This window comes from Streptomyces sp. SID12488, from assembly GCF_010548275.1.
Taxonomy (GTDB): domain Bacteria; phylum Actinomycetota; class Actinomycetes; order Streptomycetales; family Streptomycetaceae; genus Streptomyces.
The window spans coordinates 101,851-119,612 of sequence record NZ_JAAGLT010000006.1 but is presented as its reverse complement, the minus strand read 5'-3'; the positions used below and the strand labels follow the sequence as shown (position 1 = coordinate 119,612).

General features: G+C 69.0%; 11 protein-coding genes and 1 pseudogene. 7 read left to right on the top strand and 5 right to left on the bottom strand.

Annotated elements, in window-relative coordinates; translation table 11 throughout:
- Positions 1–131 precede the first annotated feature (131 nt).
- Positions 132–1,181, bottom strand: a complete 1,050-nt coding sequence (locus G3I56_RS12195; protein ID WP_164408944.1) for a LacI family DNA-binding transcriptional regulator — start codon at positions 1,179–1,181, stop codon at positions 132–134.
- Positions 1,182–1,277: 96 nt separating this feature from the next.
- On the opposite strand from G3I56_RS12195, the gene G3I56_RS12190 reads away from it, so the two are divergent.
- The 6 genes from G3I56_RS12190 (at position 1,278) to G3I56_RS12165 (ending at position 10,109) form a co-directional block, all read left to right on the top strand.
- On the top strand, positions 1,278–2,573 hold the full coding sequence (locus G3I56_RS12190; protein WP_164408943.1) for an extracellular solute-binding protein: 1,296 nt from the start codon (positions 1,278–1,280) through the stop codon (positions 2,571–2,573).
- Positions 2,570–3,514 (top strand): sugar ABC transporter permease, encoded by a 945-nt coding sequence (locus G3I56_RS12185; protein WP_164408942.1) that lies wholly within the window; start codon positions 2,570–2,572, stop codon positions 3,512–3,514. The genes G3I56_RS12190 and G3I56_RS12185 overlap by 4 nt, the downstream gene beginning before the upstream one ends.
- An 8-nt stretch (positions 3,515–3,522) precedes the next feature.
- Positions 3,523–4,389 carry a carbohydrate ABC transporter permease gene (locus G3I56_RS12180; RefSeq protein WP_164408941.1) on the top strand — a complete coding sequence of 289 codons (867 nt, stop codon included), beginning with the start codon at positions 3,523–3,525 and terminating at the stop codon, positions 4,387–4,389.
- A complete protein-coding gene (locus G3I56_RS12175) occupies positions 4,389–6,179 on the top strand; it encodes a DUF2264 domain-containing protein (RefSeq protein WP_239134840.1) in 1,791 nt (596 codons plus the stop codon). Before G3I56_RS12180 ends, G3I56_RS12175 begins: the two co-directional genes overlap by 1 nt.
- Complete coding sequence (locus G3I56_RS12170) at positions 6,176–8,833, top strand: discoidin domain-containing protein (protein ID WP_164408940.1); 2,658 nt, start codon at positions 6,176–6,178, stop codon at positions 8,831–8,833. The genes G3I56_RS12175 and G3I56_RS12170 overlap by 4 nt, the downstream gene beginning before the upstream one ends.
- Before the next feature lie 340 nt (positions 8,834–9,173).
- On the top strand, positions 9,174–10,109 hold the full coding sequence (locus G3I56_RS12165) for a nitrilase-related carbon-nitrogen hydrolase (protein WP_164408939.1): 936 nt from the start codon (positions 9,174–9,176) through the stop codon (positions 10,107–10,109).
- 100 nt (positions 10,110–10,209) lie between these two features.
- On the opposite strand, the gene G3I56_RS12160 is transcribed toward G3I56_RS12165, so the two are convergent.
- The 4 genes and pseudogenes from G3I56_RS12160 to G3I56_RS12145 all read right to left on the bottom strand — a co-directional run.
- The gene (locus tag G3I56_RS12160) at positions 10,210–10,989 is read right to left on the bottom strand and encodes a DUF1963 domain-containing protein (protein ID WP_203689726.1); all 780 of its coding nucleotides are present in this window, start codon (positions 10,987–10,989) and stop codon (positions 10,210–10,212) included.
- Between the two features lie 252 nt (positions 10,990–11,241).
- Positions 11,242–11,721, bottom strand: a complete 480-nt coding sequence (locus G3I56_RS12155) for a hypothetical protein (protein ID WP_239134839.1) — start codon at positions 11,719–11,721, stop codon at positions 11,242–11,244.
- Between the two features lie 213 nt (positions 11,722–11,934).
- Entirely contained in the window at positions 11,935–12,537 is a 603-nt protein-coding gene (locus tag G3I56_RS12150) for a DUF4328 domain-containing protein (RefSeq protein WP_164408937.1), read from the bottom strand.
- Positions 12,538–12,744: 207 nt separating this feature from the next.
- A pseudogene (locus G3I56_RS12145) lies at positions 12,745–12,951 on the bottom strand (RNA polymerase subunit sigma-24); the annotation flags it as partial.
- Positions 12,952–13,430: 479 nt separating this feature from the next.
- Between G3I56_RS12145 and G3I56_RS12140 the strand changes: the two are divergent.
- Positions 13,431–17,693: a HAMP domain-containing protein gene (locus G3I56_RS12140; RefSeq protein ID WP_164408936.1), complete on the top strand. Its 4,263-nt coding sequence runs from the start codon at positions 13,431–13,433 to the stop codon at positions 17,691–17,693.
- Positions 17,694–17,762 lie beyond the last annotated feature (69 nt).

Genomic DNA, 17,762 nt, shown 5'->3' with positions numbered 1-17,762 from the left:
TGGATGTGAACGATGTTCAGATGTGTGCCGAGCGGTGAGCATGCCATGACACGCGTGAGGGCGAAAGGGCTAGCGCGGCCTTTATTGGTGTGGACCTTTGAGGGAGCTGCCTTCCTGCCGGGTCGGGCGGCTCAAGGTGCCGGAGGGGGGCCGCTGCTCTCCCGCACCACCAGCTCGGTCGCCACTTCCACGCGTGTCGTTTCCGGCTGCTCCCCGGACAGCAGTCGCAGCACCATCCGGGCCGCGAGTGCTGTCATGTCGGCCAGCGGGGTGCGGACCGTCGTCAGGCGTGGGGTGACCCAGTCCGCGAAGGGCAGGTCGTCGAAGCCGACCACGCTGACGTCGGCCGGGATGCGCAGGCCCAGTTCGGCGGCGGCCCGGTAGGTGCCCAGCGCCTGGTGGTCGCTGCCGGCGAAGATCGCCGTCGGGCGGTCGGGCAACGACAGGATTTCCAGGGCGTGCTGGTACGCGAGGCCGTGAGTGAAGTCGCCGTAGCGCACCAGCTCGGGATCGAAGGGCAGGTCGGCCTCCGCCAGGGCTGAGCGGTAGCCGTCGACCCGCGCCCGCGAGGTGAGCCGGCGCTCCGGGCCGCTGATGATCGCGATGCGCCGGTGGCCCAGCTCGACGAGGTGGCGGGTCGCGGCCAGTCCGCCTGGCCAGTTGGTCGCGCCCACCCACGGCGTGCCCGGCGCGGGTTCGTCGATCGGCATCACCAGCGCGTAGGGGATGCCGAGCCGGCTCAGCTCCTCGTGCTGCTCGGGTGTCAGTTCGGGCACCACGAGAATCGCTCCGCGTGTGGAGCGGGTGGCCAGCGAGTCCAGCCACTGACGGGCGCGTCTGGTCCGGCCGTGGGTGGAGGAGACCACCAGCCCCATGCCCGCGTCGTGCAGGACGTCCTCCGCGCCCCGGATCAGCTCGACCGCCCAGGGGCTGTCCAGTTCGTTGATGACGAAGTCGATCAGTCCGCCGGCCGGCGCGGTGGTGGCCGCCGGGTGATGCTTCGCCAGATAGCCGTGTTGTTCCAGCAGTCGCTGCACCTTGGCCCGCGTCTCTGCAGAGACATCGGATCTGTCGTGCAGCACCTTGGAGACTGTGGACACCGAAACGCCTGCCTGATCGGCTATTGCGGCCAGAGTGCGCCGTCTTTCCTGACCGGATCCCGTCTGAACCGTTGACGTCATCGGATGAATCTCCTACGTTGCCGGCGATCGAGTTTTGCGAAAACTATCGCAATCCTGGTTCTCGAAGTAGGGCTCACGGCGAAAAGGTGGTTACCCATGAAGAGATGGCGCGCGGCTTCTCTGGCCGCGGCTGCGGCTCTGGTGCTCTCCGGATGCGGAGGAACCGGTGGTGGCGGAGGTTCGGGTGACGGGAAGGGCGAGTTACTGGTCTGGGTGGACAACACCCGTATGCCCGCGGCCCAGCAGTACGAGAAGGCCCACCCCGACCTGAAGATGCGCATCGTCACCATCCCGCCCGACGCCGGCTATGTGCCCACCAAGATCTCGCTCGCGAACCGCACCAGGAGCGGCTGGCCCGACGTCGTCTTCCTGGCCAACCCGGCCGAGGCGGCGACGCTCGCGAGCGAGAAGTTCGGCTACGCGGCCCCGCTCGACGGCCTCGTCCCGAAGACCGTCCGCGACGGCTTCACTCCCGGCTCCCTCGAGACCTGCACCTTCGGCGGCAAGACGTACTGCCTGCGCAACGACATCGCCCCCACCGTCCTGTGGTACGACGCCAAGCTGATGAAGCGATACGGCTACCAGGTCCCGAAGACGTGGGCCGAGTACCAGCGGACCGGTCTGAAGGCGGCCGAGGAGCACCCCGGCACCATCGTCGGAGCCGTCAACGGCAAATACGGCGCCGGTATCTACTTCGGCAGCAGCGGCTGCCCCACCCGCGACACCCTCAGCCTCACCGAAGTCCACATCGACCTCGGCAGGCCGGACTGCACCCGGGTCGCCGACCTGCTCCAGCCGCTCGCCCGCGCGAAGGCCGTCACCACGGTCCTGCCCATCGACCCGGGCTTCGCGAAGTTCGGCAAGGGCGACAAGATCCTGATGCTGCCGGCCCCCGCCTGGTTCGGTGACTTCATGTTCGGGCCCGCCTTCAAGGTGCCGGGGGGCCGGATCGCCGCCGCACCCATGCCCACCTGGCCCGGCGAGAGCAAGCCGTACGCGGGACAGGTCGGCGGCGGAGCGTTCCTCGTCTCCGCGCACGCCGACGGGCGTACCAGGCAGGCCGCGGACCTGGTGCGCCGGCTGACCACCGACGTGAACCTCCAGGCGAAGCAGCCCACCTACCCCGCCTTCACGGCAGCCGCGAAGAAGTGGGGCGAGGCCGAGTCGAAGGACCCGTACTACGCCTCCGATCCGATGCCCGCCCTCAGCGCGGCGGCGAACGCGCTGCGCCCCGGCTTCGGCGCGGTCCGCTTCGAGGCCGACTGGCAGAGCAGCTTCAACGACACGTTCGTCAAGGCGGTCGACTCCGGTGGCAACCTCCGCAGTTCCCTGGGGAGTTGGCAGGACAAACTGGAGGCGGCGGCCAAGACCAGCGGGTACACGGTCGGATGAAGACACTCACGCCAACCCGCCCGTCCGCGGTCGCCGTCACGCGGCAGGTGACATCCCGCCGCCGTCGCCGACCGGGCCGTACCGTCGCCGTCTGGATCCTCGTCGGCCCCTACACGGTGTTCCTCGCGGTCTTCGGGCTCGCGCCCGCCGGATACGCCCTGTGGACCTCGTTCGTCGACAACGGCTCCTTCTCCGGCGGGCGCGACTGGGCGGCGGTCCTCCAGGACTACCGGCTCGGCGACGCTGCCGCCCATGTGGCGACGTATCTGCTGCTGTGGCTGCCGATCCTGCTGCTGGTCGTCCTGTCCCTCGCCTTCACCCTGCACGCCCGCCCCGGCCGCACGACGAGCGTGCTCCAGCTCGTCTACTACCTGCCCGGCGCGGTCACCGGATCGGCCGCGGCCCTGCTGTGGCTGTTCATGGTCAGCCCGGACAGCAGCCCGTTCTCCCCCCTGCTCGGGCTGATGGACGTCAAGAGCGCCACGGACGCGCTGTCCGGCGGCAGCGTCATCGCCGTCCTCACCGTGATGGGCGTCGCCGTGCACGCCGGCGGCTGGATCGTGGTCCTCTACGGGGCGCTCAACGCGCTCCCGAAGGACGTCCTGGAGGCCGCGCAGGTCGACGGCGCCTCGGCCTGGCGGACCATGTGGCACGTCAAGCTGCCGATGGTCCGCACGTACGTCGCCTTTGTGCTGATCTCCAGTTTCGCCGCCGGCAGCCAGGTGTTCGTCGAGCCCACCGTGCTGTCCAACGGCGCCCCCGGCCAGATCAGCCCCACCTGGTCCGTCAACCAGCTCGCCTACGTCTACGCCACCCAGGACGGCGACTTCGGCAAGGCCGCCGCGCTGTCGCTGGCCATGCTCTCGGTCGGCGTGCTGGCCGCCTGGATCGTGATCACCCGTACTCGTATGTACGCCACCGACTCCTCCGACTCCCGGTGAGTGAGGCGATGACCGCTCTGTCACGCGGCGCCCGCGTCCTGTTCCTGCTCGGCGCGGCCGTCTTCTTCGGACTGCCCCTGCTCTGGCTGCTGCTGGCACCCACCCGCACGGCCGACGACCTGACCACCGGCTCACCGCTCGGCTTCGGCTCGCTGGGCAACGTGGGCGACGCCTGGTCGCACCTGACGTCGTACAACGACGGCGAGATCACCCTGTGGATCGGCAACTCGATCGTTTACGCGGCGGCCAGTGTGGCCCTCGCCCTGGTGCTGTGCGTGCCGGCGGGCTACGCGCTCGCCAAGCACGACTTCGCCGGCCGCCGGGCACTGCTCACCCTGTCGATCGTGACGATGATCCTGCCCCCGGCCGCGCTGGTGCTCCCGCTGTATCTGGAGATGTCGGCGATCAACCTCACCGGCACCGTCTGGTCGGTGATCCTGCCGCTGTCCTTCTACCCCTTCGGCGTCTACCTCGCCTTCCTGCACTTCCAGGCCAACCTGCCCGACAGCCTGCTGGACGCCGCACGCGTCGACGGGGCGAGCGAACTGCGGCTGTTCTGGTCGGTCGCGGTGCCACTGGCCCGCCCCGCCATCGCGCTGATCGCCTTCTTCGGCTTCGTCCGCTGCTGGACCGACTTCTTCCTGCCCTTCGTGATGCTCTCCGACGACCGCACCTTCACCCTCCAGCTCGGACTGATGTCCCTGCTGCAGTCCACCGGCGCGGTCAACAACTCCAGCGGCTTCGCCGACCTCGACATCCACCAGCCGGAGGCGGCCCTGGCCGGGCTCGTGGCCTGCGCGCCGCTGCTCATCGGATTCGTCCTCGCCCAGCGCTTCCTGCGCACCGGGCTGCTGGCCGGGGCGGAGAAGGGCTGATGGACGGAGAGAGGCTGATGGACGACCCGCGTACCGAACTCGCGGGCAGGTTGGTGGAGTTGCTCGCACCCGTGGCGTCCCGCTTCAGTGCGGGCCGGGCGCGCGTACGGCTCGGCGTGAACACCGCGATCCACGACGACACGGCCGCCGAACTGGAGTCGTTCGCCCGCCCGTTGTGGGGACTCGCGCCTCTCGCGGCGGGCGGACAGGCCGTTCCGCACGCCGAGTTGTGGGCCGAGGGTCTCGCCCACGGCAGCGATCCCGCGCATCCCGAGTACTGGGGCGAGCCGGTCGACCACGACCAGCGCATCGTCGAGATGGCCGCCATCGGCTTCGCGCTCGCCCTCGCCCCCGAGCGGTGGTGGGACCCGCTGAGCGGCCCCGAACGCGACCGGCTCGCACGCTGGCTGCTCAGCGCGCTGCCCCGGGAGACCACCGACAACAACTGGCTCTTCTTCCCGGTGCTGGTCAGCCTGGGCCTCGACCGGGTGGGGGTGCCCTACGACCGCTCGCTGATCACCGCCCGCCTCGACCGGCTGGAGAGCTTCTGGCTCGGCGACGGCTGGTACGCGGACGGCCCCACCGAACGGCGCGACTACTACGTCCCGTGGGCGATGCACTTCTACGGTCTGCTGTACGACTCGCTCACGGGTGGCGACCGCTTCAAGGAACGGGCTGCCCGGTTCGCCGGCGACTTCCGCCACTGGTTCGCCGACGACGGCGCCGCCGTCCCGTACGGCCGCAGTCTCACCTACCGCTGGGCGCAGGCCGCGTTCTGGGGCGCACTGCCGTACGCGGGCGTCGACGTACTGCCGTGGGGCGAGGTCAAGGGCTATCTGCTGCGGCATCTGCGCTGGTGGCGCGAGCGGCCGGTGACCGGACCCGACGGACTGCTGTCCATCGGGTACGGCTATCCGCAGCCCGCGCTGGCCGAGCAGTACAACGCGCCGGGCTCGCCCTACTGGTCACTCAAGGCGTATCTGCCGCTCGCACTGCCGGCCCAGCACGCGTTCTGGACCGCCAAGGAGGAGCCCCCGCCCGACCTGCCCGCCGTCGGCGCCCAGCCGCACGCCGGGGCGGTGCTGATGCGCGCGGCCGGCGACGTCACCCTGCTCGCCGGGCGCCAGCACCACCCGTGGGTGCGCCACGGAGCCGAGAAGTACGCCAAGTTCGCCTACTCGACCCGCTTCGGCTTCAGCCTGCCGAACGGCGCACTCGGCCTCGAACAGGGCGCGTACGACTCGATGCTGGCGCTGAGCGACGACGGCGGGGCGCACTACCGGGTACGCGAGGAGCCGGCCGATCCCCAGGTCACGACGGACACGGTCCGCAGTACCTGGCATCCCTGGCCCGACGTGGAGATCACCACCTGGCTGACGGCCGCCCCGCCCTGGCATGTGCGCACCCACCACATCCGCACCGCCCGCGTTCTGCACACCGCCGAGGGCGGCTTCGCCGTCGACCGGGACGAGGGCACCGACCGTGAGAGCGGACCGGGACACGCACGGGTGACGGCACCCGCGGGACTCACCGGACTGCGAGACCTCGACGGTCGGCGCGACGGAGAGATCGTCGACTGCCTCCCTGGCACGAACGTCCTCGCACGCCGCACCGCACTGCCCGTACTCGTGGCCCAACTGGCTCCAGGCGAGCACTGGTTGAGCTGTGCCGTGCTCGGCGCCCCCGGCGGACCCGAAGTCGAGACGGCCTGGCAGGAACCCCCGACCACGGCACACCCACAGCCGCACCCAACGACCACCGCACATCCGACGACTGGAGACAGGGCATGAGACTTCGACATCTGTCCGTACTGGCCGCCGTGACCGCATTGCTGGCCTCCCCGGTCCAGGCGCAAGCGGCGCAGTCCGGCCACACGTACCACGTCGCCCCCAGAGGCAGCGACCGCGCGCACGGCACGCAGGCAAGCCCTCTGCGCACCATCGGCGCCTGCCTCGAAAGAGTCCGCCCCGGCGACACCTGCCTGATCCACCACGGCACCTACCGTGAGCAGCTCACCCCTCCCTCCGGAGCCGAGGGCGCCCCGATCACGATCGCCGCGTACGGCGACGGGCCGGTGACCGTCGACGGAACGGAGCGGCTCACCGGCTGGAAGGACGCCGGCGGCGGACTGATCGCCACCGCCACCGACCTGCCGCCCGACCCGGACTTCAACGCGGTGTTCCTGGACGACGCCCGTGCCGCCGAAGGCCGTTGGCCCAACTCCGGCGCCGATCCGCTCAACACCACCTGGGCCGAGGCCGACACCACCTCCACCGACCAGCACATCGACGACACCGACCTGCCCGACGCGGGCTGGACCGGCGCCACCGTGCACCTGTGGGCGGGCTCCAACCCCTGGGCCCAGCAGACCGGCACGGTCACCGCCGCGTCAGCGGGCAAACTGGACTTCAAGGGCGGCAACTACCGCTGCCCGCCCCTGTGCATGGGCAACCAGACCTACCGCAACTACTACCTCGTCGGGTCGAGGGCCGCCCTCGACCAGCCGGGGGAGTGGTACTACGACAAGACCGCGCACCGCCTGTACCTCGTCCCCCCGAAGGGTGGCATCGCCGGCCACACGGTGACCGCCAAGCACCGGCTGTGGGGCGTGGACCTCGGCGCCAGCTCGTACGTCACCGTGCGCGGCCTGAACCTGTGGGGAACCTCCCTGCGAACGGGCAAGTCCAGTAAGGGAGTTGTGGTCGACGGGCTGCGCGCCACGTACATCTCCGAGTTCTCCACGCTGCCCATGCCACCGGACAGCGACCTCGCGGTCGAGCCGTTCGAAGGCAACATCGTCGCCTCCCGTATCCTCGACTCGGGCGTGCAGATCCTCGGCACCGGCAACACCCTGAAGAACAGCGAGATCGCGCAGTCGGCCGGCGACGGAGTCCTGGTTCGCGGCACCGGCAACACCGTCACCAACAACCACATCCACGACGTCGGCTGGATGGGCAGCTACACCCCCGGCATCGAGATCAACGGCAACGGTCACACGGTCACCCACAACACCGTCCGGCGCACCGGACGAGCGGCCATCGACACCGCCTGGCAGCTCAACGGCACCGAGTTCCACGACAACCGCATCGCCTACAACGACATCTCCGAGGCGATGCGCACCTCCCGCGACGGCTCCCCCTTCTACGTGTGCTGCAGCCTGAACGGCTCCGGCACCTCCATCGACCACAACACCGCGCACGACGCCGACGGCCAGAACGGCTACTACGTCGACAACTACTCCCACCACTTCCGGCTGCATCACAACGTCGCCTGGAACACCGGAAGCCGGGGCGTCTACTTCAACGGTCACACCGGCCCCAGCATCGCCAACGAGGACCACAACTCCAGCTACGGCGTGGGCATCAACGTCGCCTCGGTCGCTCTCGGCGGCGCGACGGACGCCTCCGGCTCGTACTTCAGCAACATCGTCGGACCCAAGCCGGTCACCGCCACGCAGACCGGAAACCCGCTGCCGGTCGTCCGCTCCAACCTGATCAGCACCAGTCCCGGCTACACGGACGCCGTCAACGGCGAGCTGTGGATGACGCCCGGTTCGCCCGCCGTCGACGCGGGCGAGGTGGTCGACGGCATCACGACCGACGTCCTGGGCACGGCTCCCGACCAGGGCGCCTACGAGTACGGCGCTCCCGTCTGGTCGACCGGCTGCGCGCTGCCCGGCTGCGTCCAGCGGGTTCGCCACGGCAACTGGACCGCCACCGCGAGCGACGGCACCTCCGCCTCCGCCACCGTCGACGGCGACATCAACACCCGCTGGACGGGCACCGCCCCGCAGGCCGTGGGCCAGTCCCTGACCGTCGACCTCGGTGAGAGCAAGACCTTCGGCCGACTCTCCCTCGACGCGGGCCGCGACACCAGCGGGCAGCCGTACGGCTTCACGGTCTCCGTGAGCCGCGACGGCACACACTGGGGTGAACCGCTCGCCAGGGTCTCCGGCCGGTCTTTCACCCAGGACGCGGTGTTCCCGCACCGGACAACCGCCCGCTATGCGCGCATCACGCTCACCGCGAACGGGCCGACGCCCTGGGTCGTCAACGACATCAGGCTGTACGGCGACGGGCCCGACGCCGCCTCGACGCTCCAGGCCGAACAGGCCACCTCCGTACGGGGAACGGAACGCGGCACGGCGGCCACCGGCGTCCTCGGCTCGGGTGACAGGCTGGGCTTCGGCACGGTGAACATCCGTGGCAGGCAACTCACCGTACGTCTCGCCTCCACCTGCGCACAGGGCTGCTCGCTCGAGTTGCGCCTGGACTCACCGGACGGCCCGGTGGCCGCGGTGGTAGCCCTCACGGACACCGGCGGCGAATGGCGGGAGCAGTCCGTGGCTCTGCGACGCGAGGTCACCGGCACCCACGACCTGTACATCGTGGCGAAGGGCGGGTCCCGGGTCACCGCACTCGACTGGCTGACGATCCGCCCCTGACCGATACCTCCGTCTCCGTCTCCGTCTACGGTCACCTCCGCAGTCTGCTCACCTCGTCCGAGCCTCCTTCCCGCGTGGGGAACGGACAGGGCTGTCGGCGCCCGGCTGGTGGCCGGGCGCCGACAGCCCTGTCGGTCCGGTCGCATGGATGTCCAGGTCCTGACCAACTCCTTCGGGCGGCGGCTGCGGGTCTCGCCCGCCTGTCCTGGCACGATCTCGGGCGGGCGCCGTTGTTGCTTCGTCCGCCACCCGTGGGAGGCCGTCGTACCCGATTTGCCGAGGCGTCGTTACTGATGAGGCGGCGGCCGACGGGGTCGCCAGACATAGAAGGCCTCAGCTGATGAAGCAGCCGATTCGCGTCGTTTTCCGTACCGCTCTCGAGCGAGCTCCAGCTGCCGGGCAGGGTCTGAGGATCGCCCTGTACCAGGGGCAGGGTGCGGTGGGCAGCGAGCAGGCCGTCGGTAAGAACCTTGAGCGCCTGGACGAGGTGGCGGCCCTGGCCGCCGCCTACGGGGCTCAGGTGTGTGTCTTCCCGGAGAAGTACACCACCGGCTACGCGATCGACGCTCAGCAGTGTCGGCAGTTGGCAGAGCACTCCCAGGGCCCTTCTGTCGAGCAGGCCCGGCTGGCGGCGAAGGAGAACAACCTGGCGGTGGTGCTGCCCTATCCGGAGCGGGACGGCGAGAGGTTCTACGACGCGATCTCGCTGATCGCAGCGGACGGCCAGGTGACAGCGAACTACCGCAAGACCCACCTCTACGGGGCGGCCGAGCGCCGCAACTACTCCGCCGGGGAGGAACTGCCGCCGGTCGTGGACATCAACGGCATCAAGGTGGGGGTCCTGAACTGCTACGAGTGCGAGTTCCCACCGCTCTACCAGTACCTCGCCGAACAGGGCGCGAAGGTCGTGCTCGGACCGACGGCCGCCGACTTCCACTTCCGGCTCGCCGACGGCCGCATGACCCAGGTCCCCTACCAGGACGCCACCCGGCACATCATTCCCGCCATGGCCGGCATCTGGCGCCTGTTCATCGCCTATGCCAACCGCCGCGGCTGGGAACAGGTCCCGGCAGGTGCCTGGCAGTACCGCGGCAACTCCGGCATCTGGGGACCCGACGGCGAACCGCTCATCGCCGCGACCCCTGAGGACCGCCAGGAAGACTGCCTGCTGATCGCAGACTGCGTCCCCGCCTCCGTGCCGCCCTTCAGCCCTGAAGGCAACCACCTCACGGACAACCGTCTCACCCTGAACACGCAACTGCGCCAGACAGTGTGACGGAACGCCCGCTGCCCGCAGCCGGACATGGGCGTACTACAGGGAGGACGACAGCACCCTCAGAATCGCCCTGCACCGGCCATAGGGTCGAGGAGCAAGCTCAGTACTGCTGCTCGTACCGGAGGTCGGCATACCGTCTGGAGGCGATGTCCTCCCGGGTGCCAACGATCAGGTTCATGGTGAATACGTTGTGGTCGATCGCCTGTCCGGCCATTTGCGCGAAGAGTACGAGATCGCCCTCATCCGGTGGCATGTCCCACGGGTCGGAGAATCCGCCGACCTGTACGCAGACGCCGGGGCGATGTCCGCCGGAGGCCATGTCGAGGACGGCTTCCTCGAAGCTGTCCAGTGCGTCCTCGTCGCCGTCGCCGTCCAGGAACGCGCGGGTCTGTGGACCTTCTTGCCTGTCGCTGTCGAAGGTCAGCCCGGCCACGGGATACAGGGTGCGTGCTTCATAGACCCTGACCTGGTTGGTCTCACCGTGGAATTCGTACGTCGCGGAGCGCTCCGTGGTGCGGGTTCCGGCAGGGATGTGGAGCAGCATGGACGACTCTGGCGGGTACTCGATCCCGGTGAAGAACAACAAGTGGCCATCGGCGGGCAGTTCGATGTCCAGGACGTCGTGGGGCAGGGCCGCGCAGTCGACGCTCAGCACGAGCGGCTCTCTCCCCTCAGGCCAGTCCACCCCGTCCGGCAGGGCGGGGAGCCCGCCCGTTCGTGCGGCGGGGCGGGCGTTCTCCCGCAGGGACGGAGGCATCTCCTCGAGCGGCACCAGGTAGAGGCACGGCCGGGACCGGGCCACCAACTCCTGTGCGACAGGGCCAGGAACGCCGTACTCGGCAGCTGCCTCGTGGACGAACCGCTCGTCGATCGATGTCATGCCCGCGATCGTGCCATGGGCCACTGACATGTCACCGGATCCCCGGATCGTCCAATGCGGCCGCCCTCGACTTCGCCGCCCGTTTCGTGCCCGCTGCGGAACCGCGAACCGCCTCCTCGGAAAGGCTGTGTGCGTGATCCCAGTCCCACGATTTCAGCGCCTGGCATCCGCGCCTGAACGCGATCTCGGCAGGTTGATCGACAGATGGCGGAAAGGAGCCAGGAGTATCCACAGCCCCTCACCCATACACGCTCAGAGTGACCGGTATGTCCGGTCGGGATCGGAGGACGCCATCTCTGCGAACTCCGAGAAGTCCATGTTGGCGATCGACAGATTCGCGTGCACGTCGTGGACACCGGCCGGGACGGTCCGGAATTCGCGAGGTGGCGGAGAACCGATGATCACCTGGTAGGGCAACGGGTCGAGGTCTTCGTCTTCATCATCGGCGATGTCGAGGGCCAACAGCGCACGATGGGGAGACTGCATTGTGACCCGGTCGGCGACGAACACCACGCTCAGGTTTTCGTCCCGCCTCGCCTGGTCGAGGACCTCGTCGGGCGTGAGACCGGACCACGCAGGATCGTCGACGAGGTGAACGGAGGCTTCGTACTCGCCATCGTCTCCCCATGCCTGTGCCAGTTCCGCCGCTACCGCCTGCCATGCGGTTTCGTTGTCGTAGTCGGTCCTGACGACCAGAGCGTCGAACTCGCCACGTCCGACAATCTCAGGCATCGATTTCATGCTTCCCCTCCCACAGTGCCCGGCACGGGTTCGACTGTCTCATGAGCCACTGACAGTGCCTTCGGACGTCCTGCCGCAGCCAGCAGTCCGACAAGTCCGGAAGCGGCGAAGAACGTAAGTCCCAGCGGCCAGCGGGGACTGCCCATTCAGCTCGTTGATCGCCCGAAACGGCGCTCGCCCAAGATCCCCGACAGCGTCGGGCACTCACGCCTGCGCGAGAGGTGCGACCGGAACGGTGGCGCCGAGCGCGGCGTTCTGCAATGCCGTGACGCGTTCGATGACGAGCCCGAGCAGCACGGCCGCCGCGACCATGAGCACCTCCGCCACCACGAGGAAAGCCATCGACCCCGGGGCTACCAGGCCCGCCACCAGGAGCACGAGCGAGTGCGCGACCCAGGCGCCCCACCACAGGTTCACCAGTGTCGTGTCTCGCTTCTGCTCCCACGACGCGGAGCTCGCGCGCCCGATGTCGAGGACGATCTGGCGGGGGACGAAGAAGTTGACCACAGGAATGAACCACGCGCCGATCGTCCAGCCCCGACTCGGGATCGACGCCTGGGGGGACAGCTCCTGGGCATTACGCCGGGCCCGGGCGAGCCACACGAGGAACAGCACGATGGCGAGAGTCATCAGGTAGACGAAGATCATGGAGTTGAAACCCGACCTGTGCGGGGACGCATCCGAGTTGTGCAGGTACTGATCCCGGACCGCGACCGCACGGAACGCGTCCGCCACGGCCGCAGCCGCTATCGCTGCCTGCGCCGAGCGAGCAAGGAGCCAGGGAGTTCTGCGGGCGGTACTCGTCATCGTCCTCGGCCTGTCTCGGAGGCGTATGCAACCGCAGCGAACGCCGGGGCGGAGTGATCATAGAACCTGCCCGCTGTACGTGTGTACGACTTTTGGGTCCTCAGGCGCGTGATGAGCGTTCCCGACGGCAGATCGCCGCCAGTCAGAGCCTCGTCCCTGGAGACAACTCCCGGGCTCCGGGCTGCTGGTGGGAGAAGTGGCGGCTCCCTGCCTCCCCACATCGTGTGCCGTGCCGGCGGCGACGGCCCGGAGCTTGTCCGGGTTGCCCACGTTGTGGATGGCGGTGATGTGGCCGTCGGCGTCGAAGCCGACCGCGAAGGTGACGGTGGCGATCACCCCGTCCGGGGCGCTGAACAGGATGCCCGGGCCGTCGTTGATCTCCACGAGCTCCGCGCACATGTCGGCGGGCGCGACGTCATCTGGGACCGAGTGGTCGTCGCCGGCCCTGACGAGGACGCGGAAGAGGACGGCGACTCGGCCACACGGCTGAAGGTCCTGAGGCACCGGCGGTCGCAGCCGTGTGCAGCCCTGAAGAGCTGTCCCTGAAGCGCTTTCGAGCGGTCCCTGGGGGAACGCGCGGAAAGGGCCCTCGCGGTCTGGACGGGGTGCCTAGGGTGTCCTCGCGGGCAGCGCGGGGCCGGTGGAGCCCAACTGTTCCGAGTGCCCCGTGTTCGGCCATGTAATCCACCGGGGTACGGGTCTTTCAGGGCGGCCGAGATCTCCGCGCGAGGCTTTGGCTGTCCGACGGCAACTGCGTTAACCTTCACCGGATTTTCTCATCCGGCCGATCAGTGAACTGCGGAATCTCGGTCGGTGAGCGGGTCTTTTACGGGCCCGGCGCGGGTTCCGAGTCCTCGGGGTGAGGGCTCTTGGGGAGCGGAACGAGGGTGCGCATGAGCAGCAAGACGATCGAGGCCGTCGACCGGGCCCCGGGCGAGCAGGAGCTACGGCAGCTCCTGGCCGGACTGACCGCGGTACGGGACGGTGACTTCGGCACCCGGCTGCCGTCCGACGGCGAGGGCCTGCTCGGCGACATCGCCACGGTTTTCAACGGCATGGTCGACCAACTGTCCGTGTTCACCTCCGAAGTGACGCGGGTGGCGCGCGAGGTGGGCACCGAGGGCACGCTCGGCGGCCAGGCCGAGGTGCCGGGGGTCTCGGGCACCTGGGCCGATCTGACCGACTCGGTCAACGCCATGGCGGGCAATCTCACCACTCAGGTGCGCGACATCGCGCAGGTGGCGACCGCGGTCGCCAAGGGTGATCTGTCGCAGAAGATCGATGTCCCCGCGCGTGGCGAGATCCTGCAGCTGAAAGAGACCGTCAACACGATGGTCGACCAGCTCTCCGCGTTCGCCGACGAGGTCACCCGCGTCGCGCGCGAGGTCGGCAGCGAAGGACGGCTCGGCGGGCAGGCCCAGGTGCCCGGCGTCGGCGGCGTCTGGCGCGACCTGACCGACTCGGTCAACTTCATGGCGGGCAACCTCACCTCCCAGGTCCGCAATGTCGCCCAGGTGACCACGGCGGTCGCTCAGGGCGATCTGTCGCAGAAGATCACGGTGGATGCTCGTGGTGAGATTCTGGAGTTGAAGAACACCATCAATACGATGGTGGATCAGTTGTCCGGTTTCGCGGACGAGGTCACCCGCGTCGCGCGCGAGGTCGGCACCGAGGGACGGCTGGGCGGACAGGCGGATGTCAAGGGCGTGAAGGGCACCTGGCGCGACCTGACGGACTCCGTGAACTTCATGGGGGGCAACCTCACCGCGCAGGTCCGCAATGTCGCTCAGGTGGCCACGGCGGTCGCTCAGGGCGATCTGTCGCAGAAGATCACGGTGGATGCTCGTGGTGAGATTCTGGAGTTGAAGAACACCATCAATACGATGGTGGATCAGTTGTCCGGTTTCGCGGACGAGGTCACCCGCGTCGCGCGCGAGGTCGGCACGGAGGGCAATCTGGGCGGACAGGCGATCGTCCGGGGCGCGTCGGGGACCTGGAAGGACCTGACGGACAACGTCAACGTGATGGCGTCGAACCTGACCGGCCAGGTCCGCTCGATCGCCCAGGTCGCCACGGCCGTCGCGCGCGGCGACCTGTCCCAGAAGATCACGGTCGAGGCCAAGGGCGAGGTCGCGGCCCTGGCGGACGTCATCAACACGATGGTCGACACGCTCTCCGCGTTCGCCGACGAGGTCACCCGTGTCGCCCGCGAGGTCGGCACCGAGGGACGCCTCGGGGGCCAGGCTCACGTGCCGAACGTCGCGGGCACGTGGAAGGACCTGACCGACAACGTCAACTCGATGGCCAACAACCTCACCGGCCAGGTCCGCAACATCGCCCTGGTGACGACGGCGGTGGCCAACGGCGACCTGTCGAAGAAGATCGACGTCGATGCCCGGGGCGAGATCCTGGAGCTGAAGACCACCATCAACACCATGGTCGACCAGCTGTCCTCGTTCGCCGCCGAGGTCACTCGTGTCGCGCGCGAGGTCGGCAGCGAGGGCCGGCTCGGCGGACAGGCGGAGGTCGAGGGCGTCGAGGGCACCTGGAAACGGCTGACGGAGAACGTCAACGGACTCGCCGGGAACCTCACCCGCCAGGTCCGCGCGATCGCCGAGGTGACCAGCGCCGTCGCTGAGGGGGACCTGACCCGCTCGATCACCGTGGAGGCGTCGGGCGAGGTCGCCGACCTCAAGGACAACATCAACTCCATGGTGGAGTCCCTGCGGGAGACCACACGGGCCAACCAGGAGCAGGACTGGCTGAAGACCAACCTCGCCCGGATCTCCGCCCTGATGCAGGGCCACCGTGACCTGCCCGTCGTCGCCGAGCTCATCATGGATGAGCTGGCGCCGCTGGCTTCGGCGCAGTACGGCGCCTTCTACCTCGCCGAGGACACCCCGCGCGGTCACGAGCTGCGGCTGGTGGGCTCGTACGGCTATCCCGACGACGCCGACCGGCCCGAGCGCATCCCCGTCGGACGCTCGCTGGTCGGGCAGGCCGCGCGCAACCGCCGCCCCATCAGCGTGGAGGAGCTGCCGCCGGGCTACGTGACCATCTCCTCCGGTCTCGGGCAGGCTGTGCCGAGCGCTCTGGTGGTGCTGCCCATCGTGGTCGAGGACCAGGTCCTCGGTGTCATCGAGCTGGGCTCCGTCACCGCTTTCACCCAGATCCACCAGGACTTCCTCGCCCAGTTGATGCCGAGCATCGGCGTCAACCTCAACACCATCGTGGCCAACGCGCGCACCGACGAACTGCTGGGGGAGTCCCAGCGACTCACCGCCGAACTCCAGGCACGGTCGGAGGAGTTGCAGGTGCAGCAGGACGAACTCCAGCGCTCCAACGCCGAACTGGAGGAGAAGGCCTCTCTGCTGGCATCGCAGAACAGCGACATCGAGGCCAAGAACCTGGAGATCGAGCAGGCGCGGCAGGAGCTGGAGACGCGCGCGCAGCAGTTGGCGCTGGCGTCGAAGTACAAGTCGGAGTTCCTGGCGAACATGAGCCACGAACTGCGCACTCCGCTCAACAGCCTGCTGATCCTGGCCCAGTTGCTGGCACAGAACCCCTCGCGCAACCTCACGCCCAAGCAGGTCGAGTACGCGGGCATCATCCACTCGGCGGGCTCGGACCTGTTGCAGCTGATCAACGACATCCTGGACCTGTCCAAGGTCGAGGCGGGCAAGATGGACGTCACTCCCGAGCGTGTCCCGCTGCGCAAGCTGCTGGAGTACGTCGAGGCGACGTTCCGGCCGATGACGACGCAGAAGAGTCTGGACTTCACGGTGGCGACCGCCCCGGGCACGCCCGCCGACCTGCTCACGGACGACTCCCGGCTGCGCCAGATCCTGCGCAATCTCCTGTCGAACGCGGTGAAGTTCACCGAACAGGGCGGTGTGGCCCTGCGTATCGAACCCGCGGCGGACCGGGAGGTGCCCATGGGCGTTCTCCGTGGCGGTGCCGTAGTGGCCTTCAGGGTGAAGGACTCCGGTATCGGCATCCCCCAGCAGCAGCTGGAGACGATCTTCGGAGCCTTTCAGCAGGCGGACGGCACCACCAGCCGCAAGTACGGCGGCACCGGTCTGGGCCTGTCGATCACCCGGGAGATCGCCCATCTGCTGGGCGGCGCCGTCACGGTGGACAGCACGCCCGGCCGGGGCAGTACCTTCACCCTCTACCTCCCTGTGGCACGCGCCGACTTCGAGGAGGTGCTCGTCGGCGGCGGCTCGCCGACGGAGCATCCCCAGCGCACCGGCCGGGAGCTCCCGCCGACCTCCCGGCCGGACGCTTCCCCCGGAGCACCCGAACAGCGTCGACGCCGCCTGCTCGTCGTCGAGGACCGCCCGCGCGGACTGCTGACCCTCGTCGCCGAACGCGCGGTCGCGGACCTCGCGCCCGACGACCGGCTCGGGGCGGTCGACATCATCACGGCGATCGGGGCGCAGGAGGCGGCGAGCACGCTGGCCGCCGAGCCCTGCCACTGCGTGGTCCTGGAACTCGGCATGCCCGACGACGCGGGCGCGCGTCTGCTGGCGGCCATAGAGGGCGACTCGGCGCTGGCCAGCGTGCCCGTACTGGTGCACACCGGTCATCGCGTGGACCTGGCGCACGAGCGGACGTTGCGCTCCCGTGCGGACGGACGCCCGCTGGACTTCCTCTCCAGCCTGGACGAACTGCGCGAACGGATCACTCTGCACCTGTCCGCCGAGGAGCCGGGGGACGTGCTGTCACTGGTCCGTGCCGACGAGTCCCAGCGCCCGGCCGCGCAGGTCGTCGACGACACCTTCCTCGGCCGTACGGTGCTCGTGGTCGACGACGACGCGCGCAACCTCTTCGCGCTGAGCGGGATGCTGGAGCTGCACGGCTTCCACGTCCTGCACGCCGACAACGGACGCAAGGGCATCGAGATGCTGCTCGCCCATCCGGACATCTCGGTGGTCCTGATGGACGTGATGATGCCGGAGATGGACGGCTACAGCGCGACCGCCGAGATCCGGTCGATGCCCCAGTACGCCGATCTGCCCATCATCGCCGTCACCGCGAAGGCCATGCCCGGCGACCAGGAGAAGAGCCTCGCGTCGGGCGCGAACGACTACGTCACCAAGCCGGTCGACACCAACGACCTCATCGGCCGTGTCCGGCGCTGGTTGTCCGTATGACGGGGAGTCACGCCGCCGCGCGTACCAGCCGACCGTGTGGTGTCCCTGCACGCCCGAGCCGAGGAACAG

Coding starts and splice junctions, on each gene's coding strand:
- G3I56_RS12195 (WP_164408944.1), bottom strand. CDS start 1,181: ATGACGTCAACGGTTCAGACGGGATCCGGTCAGGAAAGACGGCGCACT.
- G3I56_RS12190 (WP_164408943.1), top strand. CDS start 1,278: ATGAAGAGATGGCGCGCGGCTTCTCTGGCCGCGGCTGCGGCTCTGGTG.
- G3I56_RS12185 (WP_164408942.1), top strand. CDS start 2,570: ATGAAGACACTCACGCCAACCCGCCCGTCCGCGGTCGCCGTCACGCGG.
- G3I56_RS12180 (WP_164408941.1), top strand. CDS start 3,523: ATGACCGCTCTGTCACGCGGCGCCCGCGTCCTGTTCCTGCTCGGCGCG.
- G3I56_RS12175 (WP_239134840.1), top strand. CDS start 4,389: ATGGACGGAGAGAGGCTGATGGACGACCCGCGTACCGAACTCGCGGGC.
- G3I56_RS12170 (WP_164408940.1), top strand. CDS start 6,176: ATGAGACTTCGACATCTGTCCGTACTGGCCGCCGTGACCGCATTGCTG.
- G3I56_RS12165 (WP_164408939.1), top strand. CDS start 9,174: ATGAAGCAGCCGATTCGCGTCGTTTTCCGTACCGCTCTCGAGCGAGCT.
- G3I56_RS12160 (WP_203689726.1), bottom strand. CDS start 10,989: ATGACATCGATCGACGAGCGGTTCGTCCACGAGGCAGCTGCCGAGTAC.
- G3I56_RS12155 (WP_239134839.1), bottom strand. CDS start 11,721: ATGCCTGAGATTGTCGGACGTGGCGAGTTCGACGCTCTGGTCGTCAGG.
- G3I56_RS12150 (WP_164408937.1), bottom strand. CDS start 12,537: ATGACGAGTACCGCCCGCAGAACTCCCTGGCTCCTTGCTCGCTCGGCG.
- G3I56_RS12140 (WP_164408936.1), top strand. CDS start 13,431: ATGAGCAGCAAGACGATCGAGGCCGTCGACCGGGCCCCGGGCGAGCAG.